The following is an 18,966-nucleotide window of genomic DNA, read 5'->3' as shown; positions in this document are numbered from 1 at the left end:
AATGGGCAGCGCGGACGACGATATCGCAATCACGCCGGTCGATCGCGCGATCGAGCGTTTGCGCGCGATCTATCGCGGCTGGACCCGCGATACATCGGTGGCGCAGATGCGCGACGACTGGGACGCCGCCTTTGCCGGCTGCTCGGTGCCGGTGACGCGCCAACCGGTCGCCGCCGGCGGGGTCGACGGCGAATGGCTCGTGCCGATGGGCGCATCGCGCGACAAGGTGATCCTCTATTTTCACGGCGGCGGTTTCCGTATCGGCTCGGTCGCGTCGCATCGCGACCTGGCCGCACGGATCGCCGATGCATCCGGCTGCCGCGTGCTCTCGATCAATTACCGGCTTGCCCCGGAGCATCGTTTCCCCGCGGCACTCGAGGATGCGCTGATTGCCTATCGATATCTGCGCGATCAGGGGCTGCATCCGGCGGATATCGCCTTCGCCGGGGATTCGGCCGGCGGCAATCTCGTGCTGTGCGCGATGCTGGCGGCGCGCGACCGTGGCTTGCCGCTGCCCGCCGCCGCCGCGCTGATGTCGCCCTGGACCGATCTTACCGCGAGCGGCGCGAGCTATCAGAGCAGGGCCGAGGCCGATCCGATCCACCAGCGCGCGATGATCCTGGCGCTGGCGAAGAACTACCTTGGCAAGGACGGCAATGTCCGCGATCCGCTGGCCTCGCCGCTTTATGCCGATCTCACCCGTCTGCCGCCGCTGCTGGTGCAGGTCGGCGACCGCGAGACCGTGCGCGACGATGCGACGGAACTGGCCGCCCGGGCGCAGGCTGCCGGTGTCGACGTCAAGCTCCAGGTGTGGGACGGCATGATCCACGTCTTCCAGATGTTCCCGGAGATTTCGCAGGCGCGCGAGGCGATCGCATCGCTGGCAGCTTTTTTGCGCAAGCATCTTCACATCGGCCATGAGAGGGCGCCACAATGAACGTCATGACGTCGGATCCGCGCCAGCTCACTGAGGCCGAGTTCCACTTTTCGGAGCAGCCCAATCTGCCCGAGGAGCTGCGCATGCTGCGCGAGCAGGTGCGCCGCTTCGTCGAGAAGGAAGTAGTGCCGCATGCCGAGGCGTGGGAGCGCGACGGCAAGATCCCGCGCGAGATCTATCGCCGCATGGGCGCGCTCGGCTTTCTCGGCATGCGCCACGCGGTCGACCATGGCGGCACCGACATGGGGCCGCTGGCCTCGATGGTATTCGCCGAGGAGTTGGGGCGCTCCAGCTTCGGCGGTTTCACCTCGTCGATCCTCGTGCATACCGACATGTCGGCGGTGCACATCTCCTTGCGCGGTACGCCGGAACAGAAGCAGAAGTATTTGCCGGCGATTATCCGCGGCGAGACGGTCTGCTCGATCGCGGTGACCGAGCCCGATGCGGGCTCCGACGTCGCAGGCCTCAAGACGCGGGCGCGGCGCGACGGCGACAGCTGGGTGATCAACGGCGCAAAGATGTTCATCACCAACGCGGTCTATGGCGACATCCTGATCGTCGCCGCGCGGACCGACCCGCATGCCAAGGGCAGCCGCGGCATCTCGCTGTTCATCGTCGAGCGCAACACGCCGGGCATCACGGCGACCAAGCTCGACAAGCATGGCTGGCTCTGCTCGGACACCGCCGAGATCGCGTTCCAGGACGTGCGCGTGCCGGCGGAAAACCTGCTCGGCGAGGAGAACAAGGGCTTCTATGGCATCATGGAGACCTTCCAGAACGAGCGCATCTGCATCGGCGGCATCTGCGCGGGCGAATCCGCCAAGGCGATCGAGCTGACGACGAATTACGTGAAGACGCGGCAGGCATTCGGCGGCCCGCTCTGGAATCAGCAGGGCGTGCGGCTGAAGCTCGCCCAGCTTGCCGCGAAGGCGGCGGCGGCGCGGGCGCTGGCCTATCAGGCCGCCGAGCTCGCGGCGGCCGGGCAGGATTGCCTGCGTGAGGTCTCGATGGTGAAGGCGCTGTCGCCCGAGGTGCTGCACGAGGTCGTGCATGGCTGCCTGCAACTGCACGGCGGCTCAGGCTTCATGCGCGGCACCCCGATCGAGCGCATGGTGCGCGACGCGCGGGTGCTGACGATCGGCGGCGGCGCCACCGAGGTGATGCTGGAGGAAGTGGCGAAAAGGATGTGACGCCGGCGCTCTTTCTTACCTCGCCCCGCTTGCGGGGAGAGGTCGGATCGCATCGTGAGATGCGATCCGGGTGAGGGGGAGTCTCCACGAGCGTTTCTGGCAGCGCGTCTGCGGATGCGGCCCCTCACCCCAACCCTCTCCCCGTAAGAACGGGGCGAGGGAGCAGACCTACGTCCGGGTCATGTCATTTCTGGGCACGAGCGCCCTGGCCGACAGTCTGCGCCGCAATGCCCGGCTTCAGCCGCCAGTCCTCGCCAAAATCCGCGAGCGGGTGGAAGAACAGCGGCTCGGTGGTCTCGAGCCGCCGCAGCCGTTCGGCATAGTCGTTGAGATAGCGGTGCCGCGTGGCCTCGTCGACGAAGTTCACTGAATACGACACGAACGGCGGCAGCACCTTGCAGCCCGCATAGGCCAGCATGCCGTTCTGGATCGGCCACAGTACCACATCGAGCGCACCGACCAGCCCGTCGGGCGCGCACATGCCGGGATAGGCGGCGGTCGAGGTCACGACCATGGCGCGGCGGCCGGCAAGGCCGCCGGTGTCGTAGCGGCGGCCGCTGCCGTAAATTGCGCCGTTGACGAACACGCGGTCGATCCAGCCTTTCATGATGGCGGGGACCGAGAACCACCACAGCGGAAACTGCAAGATCAGGAGGTCGCACCACAGCAGCTTCTCGATCTCGGCGGCGATGTCGCCGCTGAGCGCCCCGTGCTGCAGATTGTATTTCTGCTCGCGGTCATATTGCAGCCGGTCGGGAAACCGCCGCGCGCCAAAGTCTTCGGCGGTCGCTACCGGGTTGAACCGCATGGCGTAGAGATCGGAGATCCTGACCGTATGCCCGAGCGCGGTCAGTTCCGCCACCGACCGCGCCAGCAGTGCAGCGTTGAACGACTGCGTCTCCTGATGGGCAAAGACGATCAGGACCTTCATCTCTCTAGTTCACCGGCTTGAAGCTGAGCGTCGCGGCATCGGCCTGCATGATCTGCAGCTTCTGGTTGGAGAAGCGGACGCCGGGACCGAAGCTGATCGGCGCCATCACGCCGGTCTCGACATTCCTGGTCTTCTCCAGTTCCGAGATGGTGCAGGCCCAGGTCGGCTGCTTGCCACAGCGCTCGATTGCCGCGATCAAGACTTTCGCGGCGGCATAGCCGGTCATGGTGTAGCGGTTGATGCCCTTGAACTCGGCCTCCGACACCAGCGGCCTGGCCTTCTCCAGGAACGCCTTGCCCGCCGCGCCGGCGAATGGCTCGACATAGTCGACCGCGTAGATGCCATCGCCCGCCGGGCCCATCAGCTTCAGCACCGGCTCGATGCGGCCGGGCCAGAAGATGCCGGTCACCGGCTTGATGTTCAATTTCTCGAGCTCCTTTGTCATCGCGATATTCTCGGCGATGATGCCGCCGGCCAAAAACACCTCGGTGCCGGCATCCTTCAGCTGCAGCATGTCGGATGAGAAGTCCTGCTGGCCCTTCTTGTAGTTGCCGCTGTAGACGACGTTCAGCTTCTTGGCCTTGACCACGGAATCGAAGCCGTCGCGCACCGTGATGCCGTAATCGTCGTCCTGGGTGATCAGGCCCCATTTCTTGCCGGGGTTCTTGTCGGCGAGGAAGTTGACGAGATGGATGATGCCTTCCTCGTAGGATTGGCCGACCACGAACACGTTCTTGCGCGCAGGCTCCCACAGGAATTTGACCGGCGCGACGTCGATCACGGTCGGGATACCGGACTTCTCCAGCACCGGCATCACAGCGATCGACTGGCCCGAGCCGGAGATGCCTAGCATCGCGAAGACCTTGTCGACGTCGATCACCTTCTTGACGCCCTGGATGGTTCGCGCGGTGACGTAGCCGTCGTCCTCCAGCACATATTTGATCTTGCGGCCGTTGATGCCGCCGGCGGCGTTGGCTTCGGCGATCGCGATCTTGTGGCCGATCGAGGCGGCGACGCCCAGCAGCGCCGGCGGGCCGGTCAGCGGCTCCACGTCGCCGATCAGGATCTCGCTGTCGGTGATGCCGGGATCGGCGGCAGTAGCCGGGCCGGTCGCGAGACAGGCCGTGGTGAGCAGCAGCGCAACTGCTGCCAGGTGTCTGATCATTGTCTCCTCCTCATGGTGTTGCGTCTTTTTTGATTAGTAGCGCAGCGGCCAGTGCACCCAGGCCCGCCTGATGCCGTGCCAGGCGCCGACCAGCCCCCGCGGCTGGAAGCGCAGGAACAGGATGATGACGAGGCCGTAGAGCATGCTCTTCAGCTCCTGCGCGCCGGTCGTGAAGGTCGCATCCATCTGCGCGCTGAACAGGCTGAAGACGATCCGTGTCGCCTCCGGCAGCAGCACGATTAGGATGGTACCGAGCACCGCCCCGAGCGCGGAGCCGAGTCCACCGACGATCAGGATCGCCAGCGCCTCGATCGAGAGCAGGAACGGAAAGCCCTCGACGCTGACGAAGGAGAGATAGATGCCGTACAGCGCGCCGGCGATGCCGGTGATGAACGCCGAGGTAACGAAGGCGAACAGCTTGTAGGCATGCAGGTTGATGCCCATGACACGCGCCGCCGTGTCGTTGTCCCTGATCGCGACAAAGGCGCGGCCGACCCGGCTGCGGCGGATGTTGAGGGTGGCGAACAGCGTCAGTGCCGCGATGCCGAGGCAGAGATAGGTGAAGGCCGCGTCGCCGTCGAAGCTGATGCCGAGGATCTCGGGCCGCTGCACCTGAATGCCGCGTGCGCCGTTGGTGAGCCAGCGCATCTCCAGGATCACGGTGTTGATGATGAAGGAGAAGGCGAGCGTGGTGATGGCGAGGTAAAGTCCCTTGAGCCGGAGCGAGGGCGCGCCGACGATCAGGCTCGCCAGCGCCGGCACCACGCCGGCGCCGAAGAAGCCGACCAGCGGCGGCATGTGGTACTTCGAGACCAGCACCGCATAGGCATAGGCACCGGTGACGAGGAAACCGACATGGCCGAGCGAGATCAGGCCGGTGTAGCCGGTCAGGATGTTGAGTCCGAGCGCACCGGTGACCGTGATCAGGATGATCATCAGGAACGATAGCGCGTAGGAGCTCAGCACAAAAGGAGCGGTGATCAGCGCCAGCAGCAACACGGCCGACCATAGCCACACCGGCGGGGAATCGATCAGCGCAACCAGTTCGCCGTAGCTCTGCTTGTAATCGCCGGTGCGCATCACACCCTCTCGATGTCGCGTTCGCCGAAGATGCCGAACGGGCGGATCATCAGCACGATGATGATCATGGCAAAGCCCGCGACCTCCTTCATGCCGGAGCCGATATAGCCGCCGGCCAGGTTTTCGGTGATGCCGATCAGGAGGCCGCCGAGGCCGGAGCCGAGCACGGCGTCGAGGCCGCCGAGGATGGTGGCCGGAAACGCCTTCAGCCCGAGCTGGAACATCGCCGGCGATAGATCATAAGACAGCGCGAAGAACACGCCGCCGATGCCGGCGATCACCGAAGACGCGGCCCAGGCCAGCGCATGAACTCTTGTTGCGCTGATGCCCATCAACAGCGCCGTGCGATCGTCGGCTGCGACCGCGCGCATCGCAACCCCGACCTTGCTGTAACGGAAGAACGCCCAGATCGCGGCGAGCAGAAGAAGCAGCGTCGCGATGACCGCAATCTGCCCGGTACGCACGCCGATGCCCCCGAGATGCACGATGCCGCGGCCCATGCCGATGTCGAGGCCGTGCGGATAGGCGTCCCAGATGAAGTTGATGGCGGAGCGCAGGATCACGGCGAGCCCGATCGTGACCATCACGGTCGCGAATACCGGCTCGCCCAGCATCGGCCGCATCACGAGCCGCTCGATGATCAGGCCGAGCAGGACAGCGGCGAGAATCGCGCCCACCGCGACGACGAACACATTGCCGCTGACCGTGGTCGAGATCGTCCAGGCGGTATAGGCGGTGATCATCGTCATCTCGCCCTGGGCGAAATTGACCAGCCCGGTGGACTTGTAGATCACCGCAAAGCCCATCGCGATCAGCCCGTAGATCGCGCCGATCGCGAGCCCCGAGATCAGCAGCTGGATGATATACTGCATTCAGCCCTCCGCCCGGTAGATGATGGCGAGTTCACGGGCGAACTTCTTCTCGATCATTGCGCGGCGTACTTTCTGGGTGGCGGTCAGCTCGCCGTCGTCATGGTCGAGCTCCTTTTCCAGGATGGCGAACCGCCTGATGTTCTCGACCCGGGCGAACCGCTTATTGGTCTCGTTGACGACGCGCTCGACCAGCTCATTCACTTCGGGAAGCTGCGAGAGCGATTTGTAGTTGGTGTAGGCGAGCGCCCGGTCGCGCGCCCAGCGGCCGACATTGTCGTAGTCGACCTGGATGATGGCGCCGAGATACTTCTTGGCCTCGCCGACCACGATCGCTTCCTTGATGAATTCGGAATCCTTCAGCGCGTTCTCGATCTCGGACGGCGCGATGTTCTTGCCGCCAGCGGTGATGATGATCGCCTTCTTGCGGTCGACCACGGCGATCTCGCCATTGTCGAGGACATCGATGATGTCGCCGGTGCGCAGCCAGCCGCCGGGCTCCAGCGAGGCGGTCGAGGCCTTCTCGTCGAGGAAGTAGCCCTTGAAGACGCCGGGGTTGCGCAGCAGGATCTCGCCGTCGGTGTCGCACTTCCATTCGGTCTGCGGCAGCGGCACGCCGCAGCCGCCGATCCGGTGATGGCTTGCGGTCTGGATGAAGGCGACGCCGCCACTTTCGGTGAGGCCATAGCCTTGCGACACCGGACGGCCGATGATGTCGAAGAAGCGCAGCGTCTCCGGCGAGATCGAGGCGCCGGCGCACAGCCGGTGCCGGCTGTAGGCGAAGCCGAGATGGCGCTGCAAATTGCGGAACATCAGGAGATAGAGCAGCCCGTAGGCGGCGCGATCGAGCCAATTGTCTTTGCCGGCCTGTCGGCGGTCGGACAGCGTGCGGCCCCAGGCGAGGCAGGCCCTGGTGAAGCTCTGGCGCAGGCGACCGCTCTCGCCGAGGCGAAACAGAAAGCCCTGCTGCAGCTTCTCGTAGATGCGCGGAACGCCGACGAAGAAGGTCGGCGCAATCTCGCGGATGTTGATCGCGACCGTGTCGATCGATTCGGCAAAGGACACGGTGCCGCCGAGCACCAGATGGGTCACGGTGCCGTAGCAGCGCTCGGCGACGTGGCACAGCGGCAGGTAGCTCACCGCCTCGAACGGCTTGTCGGCAATGCCGACGGTCCTGGCGTAGGCATAGGCGGCGTAGACGAGATTGCGATGGGTCAGCATCGCGCCCTTGGGCGGACCTGTCGTGCCCGAGGTGTAAACGAGGATGCAGACGTCGTCGGGCGCGCCCTGGCTGATCAGGCGGTCGAGCGTGGCGTCGGCCTCCGGGTTCTGCTGCGCGTAGGCCCTGCCGCGCTCGCACAATGCGGCGAACGACATCAGCTCCGATTGCCGGTAATGCCGCAGGCCCTTCATGTCGATGCAGACGATGGCCTCCAGATCCGGCAGGCCGCCATTGCCCGCCATCGCATCCAGCACCTTGTCGGTCTGCTCCTGGTCGCCGGTGACGACGATGCGGGCACCCGAATGCTTGACGATATATTGCAGCTCGACCCAGGGATTGGTCGGATAGATGCCGACCGCGACCGCGCCGATCATCTGCGCGCCGAGATCGGCATAGAACCATTCCGGCGTGTTCTCGCCGGCGATGGCGATGCGGTCGCCAGGCTTGATGCCGAGCGAGAGCAGGCCGAGCGCCACCGCGCGCGCGGTGTCGTAATAGTGCCGCCAGGAATAGGGATTCCAGATGCCGTAGTCCTTCTCGCGCAGCGCCAGCGCCTCGCCGTGCATCGCGGCGCGCTGCCGTAGCAATTGCGGGATGGTGATGGCGGCATCCGCAAGCGTAGCCTGCAACGCGTCGATGCCGGCTGCGGGCACACTGCGTGCGGCGCTGGCTGGCAGCGGCGGATGAGCGGTGCGCAGGCTGTCCAGCGTCGACATCACGCGCCTGCCTTTGTCATCGCGTCAGTGCGCTGACCGCCGAGATAGGCCTCCGCGACTGCCGGATCGCGCCTGATCTCACCAGGTGCGCCTTCGGCGATCTTGCGGCCGAAATTCAGCACATGGACGCGGTCAGAGATGTCCATCACGATGCGCATCTCGTGCTCGATCATCACGACGGTGATGCCGAGCTCGTCGCGGATGTCGAGCACGAAGCGCGCGATGTCCTCGGTCTCCTCCTGGTTCATGCCGGAGACCATCTCGTCGAGCAGCAATAGCTTCGGCTCGCAGGCGAGCGCGCGGGCGAGCTCGACGCGCTTCTGCTGGCCGTAGGACAGCGTGCCGACCACGGCGTCCCTGATGTGCTCGATCTCGAGGAATTCGATGATGTGCTCGACGCGTTGCCGTGCCGCGATTTCCTCCTTGCGGGTACGTCCGTAAAACCACACCGCATCGAGCACGGTCGAGCGCAGATGGGTGTGGCGGCCGGTCAGGATGTTCTCGACCACGGTGCCGTGCTTGAACAGCGCCAGATTCTGGAAGGTGCGGCCGATACCGACGGCGGCGAATTTCCACGGCGAGATCGTCGAGAGGTCGATGCCGTCGAAGCTGATGCGGCCGCCGCTCGGCCGCAGCACGCCCGAGATCATGTTGAACAGCGTGGTCTTGCCGGCGCCGTTCGGACCGATCACGCTGCAGATCTCGCCGGGCGCGACGCGCAGGCTGACATCGGCGACTGCCTGCAGGCCGCCGAAGCGCTTTGACAGGTTCTCGACCGTGAGCAGCGCGGTCACGACAGCCACCGCTTGCGGCGCTTGTAGTGCTTCACGTCGCGCAGGCTCTTGCGGCCGGCGGTGGAGACGCCGAGATAGAATTCCTGGACGTCCTCATTGGCGGTGAGCTTCGCCGCCGTGCCGTCGAGCACGACGCGGCCGGTCTCCAGGATGTAGCCGTAATCGGCGATGTCGAGTGCGCGCTGCGCGTTCTGCTCGACCAGCAGCACCGTCATCTTCAGTTCGTCGCGCAGCCGGACGATCACCTCATAGATGCGGTCGATGATCAGCGGCGCGAGGCCGAGCGACGGCTCGTCGAGCGCCAGCAGCACGGGATCGGTCATCAACGCGCGGCCGATCGCGAGCATCTGTTGCTCGCCGCCGGACATGTAGCCGGCGATCTGGTCGCGCCGCTCATATAGTCGTGGAAACAGCGTAAACACCTTGTCGCGGCGCTCGCGCGCCTCGGCGCTGGTCCTGGTGTAGCCGCCCATTTGCAGGTTCTCGTCGATGGTGAGTGCCGCGAACACGCGGCGGCCCTCCGGCACCTGCACGATGCCGCAGCGGACCAGTTCGTCCGGCGCAAGGCGATGCACCTCGTCATTGCGGAAACGGATGCTGCCGTTCTCGATCAGGCCTTCCTCGGTATAGAGGATGCCGGACATCGCCTTCAGCAGCGTCGATTTGCCGGCGCCGTTGGAGCCGAGCAGGGCGACGATGTTGCCCTCGGGCACCGCGATCGAGACGTCGCGGATCGCCTCGATCGCATTGTCGTAGACGATCCGGATGTTGCGGAATTCGAGCAGGCACTGCTCTGGCACGGCGACTGGCGCTGCTTGCGGCATCGGATGCGGGATGGTCGTCGGCATCGTGCTCAGACCCGGCCTGCCGATAAGCGCGGGCGCGCGGCGAGGATCGCATCGGTGACGATCTTGGCGGTCTCGGCGCAGGCCTGCGTGCCGCCATTGCCATATTGCTTCACCGCATCGCCGACGCACCACAGGCCACCGATACCGGTCTCGCGCGGCAGATCGTAGCCGGCGCAGCTGCGTTGTGCCGGCCAGTCGTCGCGCATCACCCGGATCGACAGGATTTTGGCCTGGTCGAAATTCGCGAACTGCTCGCGCAGATCCTCGAGCGCGAGCTGGACTTCTGCATCGGAGTCGAAATCGCCGAGCGCGGGCACCGGCACGGCATAGGCGACATAGAGGTGCCAGCCGGGCAGCGCCAATTCCGGACAGGTGGCCGAGAGGTTGGCCATGTTGCAGAGCCGGCGCGTCTTGCCGAAGGTGACGATGCCGGGATGATTGATCAGCGGCTCGCGGCTCGCGACATTGATGACGATGTTGGCGGCTGGGCGGAGGTCGTTCTTCACCCTGGCGATATAATCCGCCGGGAACGCCTCGCTGCCGGCAAGCGCGACCGTGGCCTTCGGTCCCGCATTGCTGATCACGAGATCGGTGTCGATCCGCACCCGCTCGCCGTTCCTGAGCACGGTGACGCCTTCGACCTTGCCGTTCGCGGTGTGGATCGTGGTCGCCGATGTTTCGAGCCAGATGTCGCCATTGCGCCTGACAGCGTTGCCGAGGCTGTTCCAGACCCCGATCGTGCCCTGCGGGCAGAAGCCGAATTTCTTGAAGGCGCCCTTGCTGGTGAAATAGGTTAGGAAGGCGCGGGCCGGCAGCTCCGCGGCGTTGCAGGCGAAGATCGCCGCGCAGAGATTGCGGAACAGCGCGTGCACGGTGGCGTTGCTGGTGTAGCCCTTCAGCCAGTCCTCGGTCGATTGCCGCCCGTCGGGCAGGTTGCCGGAGCGGGCGTCGGCGAATTTCTCCAGGATGCGCGAGGCCTGCTTGGTCAGTTGCCCGAGCAGCAGCGACCAGCCGCCGCGGCCGACATCGATCACCTTGCCGTCGATGAAGAACGAGCTCGCGGGCTCCGGCGCGCGGATGTCGAGCGGGGCGCCGACGGTGTGGAAGGTTTCCTCGAACACGCCACCGAACTCGATCGCGATCGCCCCGATATTGACCTTGAAGCCGTCGATCTCCTCGGTCGAGGCGCGTCCGCCGAGCCGGTCCTTGTCGTCGACGACGAGCGTATGCAGCCCGCCATGGGCGAGGAGCGCCGCGGCGCACAGCCCGCCGGCGCCGGCTCCGATCACGACAGCATCGATCCTCTGAGAATCCACGCGCAACCTCCCGCGATGCCGCCGGGTTGCTCCCGGCGTGCGCAATCCGCTTGCTTGATAGAAGGCAGTCTAATATAATCCGACCGGTCGTTCAAATTATTTTTTGACGCAGGTCGCTCGTCGCACGGGCGATGGAAGAGTCTGGTGGATGGTGCCCGCAAAGGGGAGGAGAGCGTGGGGCGGCGGTAGTATAGAGAGAGGCAGTCGCCCGATTCCGGCGGCGCCGATGGTGCATGAGAGAGACGGCAATGGCGCGGACGCGCTCAGAGAATTACGACGAGATTCAGCGGAACATTCTCACCACTGCCTGCGGCCTGTTCGCGCGGCAGGGCTACATGCGTGCCTCGATCGCCGACCTTGCGGATGCCTGCAAGCTGTCGCGCGGCGCGCTGTACCATTATTTCGATTCCAAGGAAGCGATTCTGTTCGCGATCCTCGACGCCCATATCCGCGAGATGATCGCGGACGTCGAAGCCGCGATGGCCGAAAAGGCGACGACGCTGGAGCAGTTCCGCGCCGCGATCCAGGCCATCGTCGCGCTGAATGCGCGTTCGAGCGACGAGCAGCGCGTCATCCTCAACGACCTCTCGTTCCTCGGCGAGACCGAGCAGGATTCGATCAAGGCGCTGGAGCGCCAACTCGTCGACACGGTCTCGGATCTGCTGGTCAAGCTCGACAAGGAAGGCAAGATCGTCAAGCGGACCAAGAAGATCTACAGCATGATGCTGTTCGGCATCCTGAACTTCAGCCACACCTGGTACGATCCGAAGGGCGGGATCGATCCAGGGGAGTTCGCCGACATGGTGGTGGATCTGTTCCTGTACGGCTTCACCATGCCGGTGCCGGCAAAGAACGCCGCGCGGCCGCTGCGCCAGCGCGCGTGAGGCCGACGCGGCGCGCACTGCGGCTTCGCGCCGAAGACATCTCTCGCAGCGATTATTCCTCATCTCGTCTGCACATCATCGTGAAGGCCGAGACGTTGTCCCGCGCGTAACGCACGCGCGGCGCGCCGCGTAGTTTTGCCACGAACGCCGCGACAGCGGCCGATGGTGGCTCCGCAGCGAGGGAAGAAACAACCACATGAATCTGTCGTTCAACATCGCCGAACAGGGCGAGGGGTCTTATCGAGCGCTCGCGATCCTGCGCTGGGTCATGGTCGTGATCTTCGTGTCGTTCGGCATGCAGAAATTCACGCTGCAGTCGGCGCAAGGCATCGCGCAGTTCATCAGCAACAGCCCGTTCATCTCGTGGCTGTCGGTGTTCGGTCTCCGGGGCGAGGCCTATGTGCTCGGGGTGGCCGAGTTCGGCATTGCGGCGCTGCTCGTCGCCGGCGCGTTCAGCCCGCTTCTCTCGGCGATCGGCTCGTTGATGGGCGTCTTCACCTTCGCGGTGACGTGGTCGTTCTTCTTCACGACGCCGGGGGTGGTCAAATGGAGCCTGTCGACCGATCCGATGGCCTGGAACCTGGCCGGCGAGTTCCTGTTCAAGGACATCGTGCTTCTGTGCGTCTGCCTCGTGCTGCTGTTGGCGTCGTTGCCGCGGTCGATCGTCCGCTTGCGCGCCAAATAGGTGTCGCGCCGCGCATCGATGGTTAACCAATGGTTAAACAGTCATCGCGCGCATCCGGCATCTGGAACAGGACAAAACGTCGCGGACGACCGTGTCTTGAAAATCGAATCCGATCGGCTTATGCAACCTTCGATTGACGAATTGTTGCTAGGAAGAAACGTCCCCGGTTGGGAGCGGAATGTGACGAAGTCAGAAATATCCTTGGCCCGATCGGCAAGCGCCGATCTTGCCGTTTCGTCGAAGCCCACTCCCGTCATTTCAAACGTCCCGCATTTTTTAGTTCGATTGCAGTTCCCGCACCGTGGCTGGAGTGGGAGGGCGGTCGCGATCGCGGCTTCCGGAAGTGACCACCGGAACAGCGATCGGGCCGCCCCGTCCCCAGCCGGGCGGGTAACGGCGCAAGACGCGCAATCGTGAATTCGGACGCTTGGGTTCCACCGCTAGGATCGTGATGTCGCCATCTATCGATGGTGAACAGATTGTCTGCAGGTCGCATCGCAACATCGTGCCGATTTCGTTCTTCATGAGACAATGGCTCACCGTCCGGATCGCGGCCGTCCTGTTCGTGGTCGCTGGTAGCGTGCTTGGGGTAGCGCGCGCGGATTCCGACATGGACGCGCAGATCAGGGACATCGTCACGACGGAACTCGCGCCGACCGCGACCGCGACCGACCCGGGCGGCCTCGCCGCGGCGGTCTATGCCGGGGGCCGGGTCGCGTTCTTCAACTACGGTTTCGCTGATGACTCAGCGAAGCGGCCGGTCACCCCGGACACGCTGTTCAACCTTGCCTCGTTGCGCAAGCTGTTCGAGGCGACGCTGGTCGCGCTCGGCACCGAGCGCGGCGAATTGCGGCTGGACGATCCGGTCGGCAAGTATCTGCCCGAGCTCAACGGCGACTACGTCAGCCGCGTCACCATCGGCGAACTCGTCAATCATACGTCGGGGCTGCTGCTGCCGACCGATCATCCGCCATGGCCGGTCGGGACCTTCAGCCGTGATCAGTTCATCGCGATGCTCAATGCATGGACGCCGCCGGCAGGAGAGCAGCCGGGCAAGCAGCGCATCTACAGCCATGCCGGCTATGTCCTGCTGCAGCTGGTGCTGGAGCGGCGCTATGAGATGTCGATCGCGACGTTGATCGGGAGCCGCATCCTCAATCCGCTCGGAATGACGTCGACCTTCGTTCCGGACCGCAGCGAGGACAACCGCGCGAGGATGGCGCCCGAGCTGATGCAGCGCGTGGTTCAGGGCTACTCCCACGACGGCACGGCGATCGGTCCGCCGGGCAATCAGCAGCGCTATTACGATTTTCCAGGCACCGGCCAGATGTTCTCATCGGCGCGCGATCTCGGCATATTGCTGGGCGCCTGCCTCGACGGCGCGGTGATCGATCCCGAATTGCGCGCAGCGTTGCAGATGACCGAGCGGGAGAGTTTTCGCGTCGACGAAAAGTTCGGCCAGGCGATGGCATGGGAGCATGTGCGGCTGGACGGCATCACCGTGATCGACAAGCCGGGCGGTCTCAATAACGCCTCAGCCTATGTCGGCCTGGTGCCGGCGCGCAGGCTCGGCATCGTGCTGCTCGCCAATCGCGGCGACTATCCGCACGAGATCGCGCGCTACAGGATCTTGCCGGCCCTCGCGCGACTTTAATCGCAGGACGTGCCAGTCCAATGACACGGCCTGCGCGGCAGGGCAGAGGATGCATGCAAAAATCGCGATGGCGCGGAACCGTGATGAGCTGTATAAGCCGGTAGCTTCTTCTCCATTTTGAAGAGGCTGATATGACCGATCTGTATCCTGATTTGCACAATTGGCTTTCGCAACAGCCCCATGGGTTGCGAACCTTCAGGACCTTCCAGCAAAAACTCGAGATTCTGAGCAAGGACGACCCGGAGCAACGCGGCGTTTGCCGGCTGCTGAGCGGACTCGTCGGCAACTACGTCGAAACCTTCGACGAGGAGCCGCTGCCCGTTGCGGTCGCCGACCGCGCCTATGGCCGGCTGCTCGATCTCGTCGCAAGTCTTGATCTCAAGGGAAATCCCGACCGGCGCCTCGCCGACATCAACCGCGTCGCGTCCTGCGATCTGCTGAACTGATCGCGGCGGCTTAGCGCCGCGTCGTCGCGAGCTCGCGATAGAGCGCGGCGTAGCGGCCGGCGCGATTGTGCCAGGAGACATCGGTGGCCATGCCGGCCTGCTGCAGCCGGCGCCATGTCACCTTGTCGTTGAACAGCAGGTTTGCCTTGCGCAAGCCGTGGGCGAGCGCATCCGAGGTGACGGGTGCGAACTTGACGCCGGTCGGCGCATCGCCGGTGATCGCGACTTCGTCGAAGTCGAGCACGGTGTCGGCAAGGCCGCCGACATTGGCGACAACAGGGACCGCGCCGTAGCGCAGCGCGCACAGCTGGGTGAGGCCGCACGGCTCGAAGCGCGACGGCACCGCGAGCGCGTCCGCGCCGGCCTGGATCAGATGCGCCAGCGCCTCGTCGTAGCCGATCACGACCGCGATCCGTCCGGGATTGTCGCGCGCCAGCGCGGCGTAGCGATCCTGCAGGTCGCGATCGCCGCTGCCGAGCAGCGCAAGCTGAATGCCTTCGCCGAGCAGCGTCGGAATGTTCTCGAGCAGCAGGTCGAGGCCCTTCTGCCATGACAGCCGGCTGATGACGCCGAGCAGCATCGCATCCGGCATTGGATCAAGCCCGAAGCGCCGCTGCAGCGCCGCCTTGTTCACCGCGCGATCCGCCGGCTGCTCGGAGCTGAAGCGCGCCGCGATGTCGGGATCGGTGGCCGGATTCCACACCGATATGTCGATGCCGTTGAGGATGCCGCTCAGCACGTCGGCGCGTTCGCGCAAGAGGCCGCCGAGCCCCATGCCGCCCTCGTCGCTTTGAATCTCCCGCGCATAGGTCGGCGACACCGTGGTGATGCGGTCGGCGAATTGCAGGCCGGCCTTCAACAGGCTGATGGTGCCGTAATATTCGACGCCGTGGAGCGCGTAGGATTCGCTCGGCAGGCCGAACGCGGCAAGCATGTCCGGCGAGAACTGGCCCTGATAGGCGAGGTTGTGCACGGTCATCACCGTGCCGGGCCGTGGTTGCCCGGCATAATGCAGGAGGGCGGGTGCGAGGCCCGCCTGCCAGTCATGCGCATGCACGATGTCGGGGACGAAGGAGGTGATCGCGCCCTGGCCGATCTCCGCCGCCATCCGCGACAGCGCGGCAAAGCGGATGCCGTTGTCCGGCCAGTCGCGTCCGTCCGGGCCGACATAGGGATCGCCGGGCCGCGCATAGAGATGCGGCGCGTCGAGCGCGAACAGATCGAGGCCATCATGCGTGCCGCCCAGCACGCGGATCGGCCCGCCGTAGAATTCCGGCCAGTGCAGCAGCGTCTCCGCCGAAGCCAGCGCCTTGAGCACGTCGGGATAGCCGGGCACCAGCGTCCGCGTCGTGACGCCGTGCTGCTTCAGCGCCGCCGGCAGTGCGCCGACCACGTCGGCAAGGCCGCCGGTCTTGACGATCGGGTAGACTTCAGAGGCGACTGCGAGGACGCGGATGGGCGTCATGTCCCCAGCCTGTCGATCATCGACTGCGTGATCAGCGTGATGCCGCTCTCGGTGGTGCGGAAGCGCTTGCCGTCGAATTCGGGATCCTCGCCGACCACGAGCCCTTCCGGAATCCTCACCCCGCGATCGATCACGACGTTTCGGAGCCGTGCTCCGCGGCCGACATTGACATAGGGCATGATCACCGCATTCTCGATATTGGCGTAGGAATTGACGTGCACGCCGGTGAACAGCAAGGAGCGGCGCAGCGACGCGCCCGAGATGATGCAGGCACCCGAGACCAGTGAGGTCACCGCCTGGCCGCGTCGTCCGTCCTCGTCATGCACGAACTTGGCGGGCGGGGTGATCTCGGCATAGGTCCAGATCGGCCATGATCGATCGTAGAGGTCGAGCTCGGGCACCACGTCGGTGAGATCGATATTGGCGCCCCAGTAGGCATCGACGGTGCCGGCATCGCGCCAGTAGGAGCGGGGATCGTCGCCGGAGCGGACGCAGGAATCGTTGAACTGATGCGCGATCGCCCGGCCGTGCTTCACGATATAGGGGATGATGTCCTTGCCGAAATCGTGGGCCGAGTTCGGGTCAACGGCATCGCGGCGCAACTCGTCGAACAGGAATTCCGAATTGAAGACATAGATGCCCATGCTGGCCAGCGACTTGTCGGGCTTGCCGGGCATCGGTGGCGGATCGGCGGGTTTCTCGAGGAAGGACTGGATCAGGCCGGTCTCGTCGATATGCATGATGCCGAAGGCGCTGGATTCAGCCCGCGGCATTTCAAGGCAGCCGACCGTGACATCGGCGCCGCTTTCGACATGCTGCTTCAGCATGATCTCATAATCCATCTTGTAGACGTGGTCGCCGGCGAGCACCAGGATGTACTTGGTGCCGTGCGCTTCGAGGATGTCGATGTTCTGGTAGACCGCGTCGGCCGTGCCGACATACCACATCGTTTCGGAGACGCGCTGGCTTGCGGGCAGGATGTCGAAACTCTCGTTTCGCTCCGGCCGGAAGAAGTTCCAACCGCCTTGCAGATGCCGGATCAGGCTGTGCGCCTTGTACTGGGTCGCCACCGCGATGCGGCGGATGCCTGAATTCACCGCATTGGATAGCGCGAAATCGATGATGCGTGACTTGCCGCCGAAATAGACCGCGGGCTTGGCGCGTTTGTCGGTGAGCTCCTGAAGTCTGCTGCCGCGTCCGCCGGCCAGCACGAAGGCGAGGGCGTGACGCGACAAGGGTTCATTTCCGACGGATCTCATGGTCATCCTCCCAGAACTTCAGGCTGGCCCCGCTACCTTCTCTTGTCCGGAAGGCCTGATCGGGCGCCAACGGGGCCGATTGGGAACGTAGCAAGTGCATCCCGGTTGAGCAAAGCGGGATGGCGGGCTTTCGTTCCCCGGACCCCCGCTCGTGAAGATCGGGGTTGCGGGCCGGTTAAAGCTATTGACGAGACGTGATTTCGGCCTAGAGCAAGCCTGCCGTTTTCTTCTGTCAGGCCAGCATTCCATGACACTTGCTTCCGTCACGCCCCAGGACATCCGCGCAACGCTGCTGCTGCGCCGGGAGATCGCGTTGCTCGACGTCAGGCATGAGGCGGAATTCGCCACCGGCCATCCGCTGTTTGCCGCCAACATGGCGGCCGGCCGGATCGCGCTCGAAGCCGAGCTGCGATTGCCGCGCAAGGACGTGCCGATCGTTCTTTATGACAATGGCGAGGGGCTGGTCGCTGCCGCCGCGGAGCAGTTGATGGCGCTGGGCTACGGCAATGTCGCCGCGCTCGCCGGCGGCTTAGGAGGCTGGAAGGCGGCCGGTTACGAGGTGTTTGAGGATGTCAATTCCTACGCCAAGGCGTTCGGCGAGTTGGTCGAGTCGCGCAGGCACACGCCGTCGCTGAGTGCCGACGAGGTCGCCGCGTTGATTTCGGACAAGGCCAACATCGCGATCCTCGATGTCCGTCGCTTCGACGAATATGCCACCATGAACATCCCGGGCTCGGTCAGCGTGCCCGGCGCCGAGCTGGTGCTGCGCGCCGGCGGCGCGGCGCCGGATCCCGACACCACCATCATCGTCAACTGCGCCGGCCGCACCCGCTCGATCATCGGCACGCAGTCGCTGATCAATGCCGGACTGCCCAACAAGGTGCGGGCGCTGCGCAACGGCACGATCGGCTGGACGCTGGCGAAGCACGATCTCGAGCACGGCGCCAGCAAGCGCGGCGGCATCGGTCCGTTCGAGGGCGCAGGCGACAATGCGCGCGACGTCGCCTATCGCGCCGGCGTCCGTCACATCGGGATCGATGAACTCGCTGCGCTGGACGAGGACGCACACCGTACGCTGTATCGCTTCGATGTGCGCGATGCCGAGGAATACACGACCGGTCACCTTGCCGGCTTCCGCCACTATGCCGGCGGCCAGCTGGTGCAGGAAATCGACATGGCCGCGCCCGTGCGCGGCGCGAGCATCGTGCTGAGCGACGACAAAAACATCCGCGCCGACATGACGGCGTCCTGGCTCGCGCAGATGGGCTGGGAGGTCTATGTGCTCGACGGCGGCTATGACGGCCGGCTCGAAGTCGGCCCGCCGCGCATCGTGCCGCGGCCCGATCCCGCGCACTGCTACCGGCGACCCTATGAGGGCACCGGCGTCGCGGAGCAGGCGATGCAGGCCTATCTCGATTGGGAGTACGGCCTCGTCGAGCAGCTGCGCCGCGACGGCACGCACGGGTTCTATGTGATCTAGCGGATGACGTGGTGACGGCGGGGCG

Annotated in this window: 17 protein-coding genes; 7 read left to right on the top strand and 10 right to left on the bottom strand. The window is 64.9% G+C overall.

Annotation, left to right across the window (positions count from 1 at the left end; genetic code table 11):
* The first annotated feature begins 1 nt into the window (after position 1).
* The gene (locus J2R80_RS39315) at positions 2 to 937 is read left to right on the top strand and encodes an alpha/beta hydrolase (protein WP_141342420.1); all 936 of its coding nucleotides are present in this window, start codon (positions 2 to 4) and stop codon (positions 935 to 937) included.
* Positions 934 to 2,127: an acyl-CoA dehydrogenase family protein gene (locus J2R80_RS39310; RefSeq protein WP_092083745.1), complete on the top strand. Its 1,194-nt coding sequence runs from the start codon at positions 934 to 936 to the stop codon at positions 2,125 to 2,127. Before J2R80_RS39315 ends, J2R80_RS39310 begins: the two co-directional genes overlap by 4 nt.
* Before the next feature lie 184 nt (positions 2,128 to 2,311).
* Here J2R80_RS39310 and J2R80_RS39305 read toward each other — a convergent pair whose 3' ends face one another.
* The 8 genes from J2R80_RS39305 to J2R80_RS39270 are packed head-to-tail and all read right to left on the bottom strand — an operon-like array spanning position 2,312 to position 11,068.
* The gene (locus J2R80_RS39305) at positions 2,312 to 3,058 is read right to left on the bottom strand and encodes an NAD(P)H-dependent oxidoreductase (protein ID WP_057018852.1); all 747 of its coding nucleotides are present in this window, start codon (positions 3,056 to 3,058) and stop codon (positions 2,312 to 2,314) included.
* A 4-nt stretch (positions 3,059 to 3,062) separates the two neighbouring features.
* On the bottom strand, positions 3,063 to 4,223 hold the full coding sequence (locus tag J2R80_RS39300) for an ABC transporter substrate-binding protein (protein WP_159109514.1): 1,161 nt from the start codon (positions 4,221 to 4,223) through the stop codon (positions 3,063 to 3,065).
* A 33-nt stretch (positions 4,224 to 4,256) separates the two neighbouring features.
* Positions 4,257 to 5,303, bottom strand: a complete 1,047-nt coding sequence (locus J2R80_RS39295) for a branched-chain amino acid ABC transporter permease (RefSeq protein ID WP_253640475.1) — start codon at positions 5,301 to 5,303, stop codon at positions 4,257 to 4,259.
* Positions 5,303 to 6,175, bottom strand: coding sequence for a branched-chain amino acid ABC transporter permease (locus J2R80_RS39290; protein ID WP_141342424.1), 873 nt, complete (start codon positions 6,173 to 6,175; stop codon positions 5,303 to 5,305). The genes J2R80_RS39295 and J2R80_RS39290 overlap by 1 nt, the downstream gene beginning before the upstream one ends.
* The gene (locus J2R80_RS39285; RefSeq protein WP_253640474.1) at positions 6,176 to 8,110 is read right to left on the bottom strand and encodes a long-chain fatty acid--CoA ligase; all 1,935 of its coding nucleotides are present in this window, start codon (positions 8,108 to 8,110) and stop codon (positions 6,176 to 6,178) included. It lies immediately after the preceding gene.
* Positions 8,110 to 8,904: an ABC transporter ATP-binding protein gene (locus tag J2R80_RS39280; protein ID WP_141342426.1), complete on the bottom strand. Its 795-nt coding sequence runs from the start codon at positions 8,902 to 8,904 to the stop codon at positions 8,110 to 8,112. The genes J2R80_RS39285 and J2R80_RS39280 overlap by 1 nt, the downstream gene beginning before the upstream one ends.
* Positions 8,901 to 9,752 carry an ABC transporter ATP-binding protein gene (locus J2R80_RS39275; RefSeq protein WP_253640473.1) on the bottom strand — a complete coding sequence of 284 codons (852 nt, stop codon included), beginning with the start codon at positions 9,750 to 9,752 and terminating at the stop codon, positions 8,901 to 8,903. The genes J2R80_RS39280 and J2R80_RS39275 overlap by 4 nt, the downstream gene beginning before the upstream one ends.
* Positions 9,753 to 9,757: 5 nt before the next feature.
* Positions 9,758 to 11,068 (bottom strand): NAD(P)/FAD-dependent oxidoreductase, encoded by a 1,311-nt coding sequence (locus tag J2R80_RS39270; RefSeq protein ID WP_246786809.1) that lies wholly within the window; start codon positions 11,066 to 11,068, stop codon positions 9,758 to 9,760.
* A gap of 248 nt (positions 11,069 to 11,316) precedes the next feature.
* Between J2R80_RS39270 and J2R80_RS39265 the strand changes: the two genes are divergently transcribed.
* The 4 genes from J2R80_RS39265 to J2R80_RS39250 all read left to right on the top strand — a co-directional run bounded on the left by J2R80_RS39265 (position 11,317) and on the right by J2R80_RS39250 (position 14,737).
* Positions 11,317 to 11,952 (top strand): TetR/AcrR family transcriptional regulator, encoded by a 636-nt coding sequence (locus J2R80_RS39265; protein WP_253640472.1) that lies wholly within the window; start codon positions 11,317 to 11,319, stop codon positions 11,950 to 11,952.
* Between the two features lie 196 nt (positions 11,953 to 12,148).
* Entirely contained in the window at positions 12,149 to 12,637 is a 489-nt protein-coding gene (locus J2R80_RS39260; protein ID WP_076829046.1) for a DUF417 family protein, read from the top strand.
* A 523-nt stretch (positions 12,638 to 13,160) separates the two neighbouring features.
* Entirely contained in the window at positions 13,161 to 14,291 is a 1,131-nt protein-coding gene (locus J2R80_RS39255) for a serine hydrolase (RefSeq protein WP_253640471.1), read from the top strand.
* Positions 14,292 to 14,422: 131 nt separating this feature from the next.
* Positions 14,423 to 14,737 carry a hypothetical protein gene (locus J2R80_RS39250; protein WP_050387887.1) on the top strand — a complete coding sequence of 105 codons (315 nt, stop codon included), beginning with the start codon at positions 14,423 to 14,425 and terminating at the stop codon, positions 14,735 to 14,737.
* Between the two features lie 10 nt (positions 14,738 to 14,747).
* On the opposite strand, the gene glgA is transcribed toward J2R80_RS39250, so the two are convergent.
* Both glgA and glgC read right to left on the bottom strand, forming a co-directional pair.
* Positions 14,748 to 16,202 (bottom strand): glycogen synthase GlgA, encoded by a 1,455-nt coding sequence (gene glgA / locus J2R80_RS39245; protein ID WP_141342430.1) that lies wholly within the window; start codon positions 16,200 to 16,202, stop codon positions 14,748 to 14,750.
* On the bottom strand, positions 16,199 to 17,461 hold the full coding sequence (glgC, locus tag J2R80_RS39240) for a glucose-1-phosphate adenylyltransferase (protein WP_057018901.1): 1,263 nt from the start codon (positions 17,459 to 17,461) through the stop codon (positions 16,199 to 16,201). The genes glgA and glgC overlap by 4 nt, the downstream gene beginning before the upstream one ends.
* A gap of 247 nt (positions 17,462 to 17,708) precedes the next feature.
* On the opposite strand from glgC, the gene J2R80_RS39235 reads away from it, so the two are divergent.
* Positions 17,709 to 18,941 carry a rhodanese-like domain-containing protein gene (locus J2R80_RS39235; protein ID WP_141342431.1) on the top strand — a complete coding sequence of 411 codons (1,233 nt, stop codon included), beginning with the start codon at positions 17,709 to 17,711 and terminating at the stop codon, positions 18,939 to 18,941.
* Positions 18,942 to 18,966: the final 25 nt, after the last annotated feature.

The sequence above is a fragment of the Bradyrhizobium sp. USDA 4541 genome, assembly GCF_024171085.1.
Taxonomy (GTDB): Bacteria; Pseudomonadota; Alphaproteobacteria; order Rhizobiales; family Xanthobacteraceae; genus Bradyrhizobium; species Bradyrhizobium australafricanum.
This window is presented reverse-complemented; position numbering and strand designations above follow the sequence as displayed.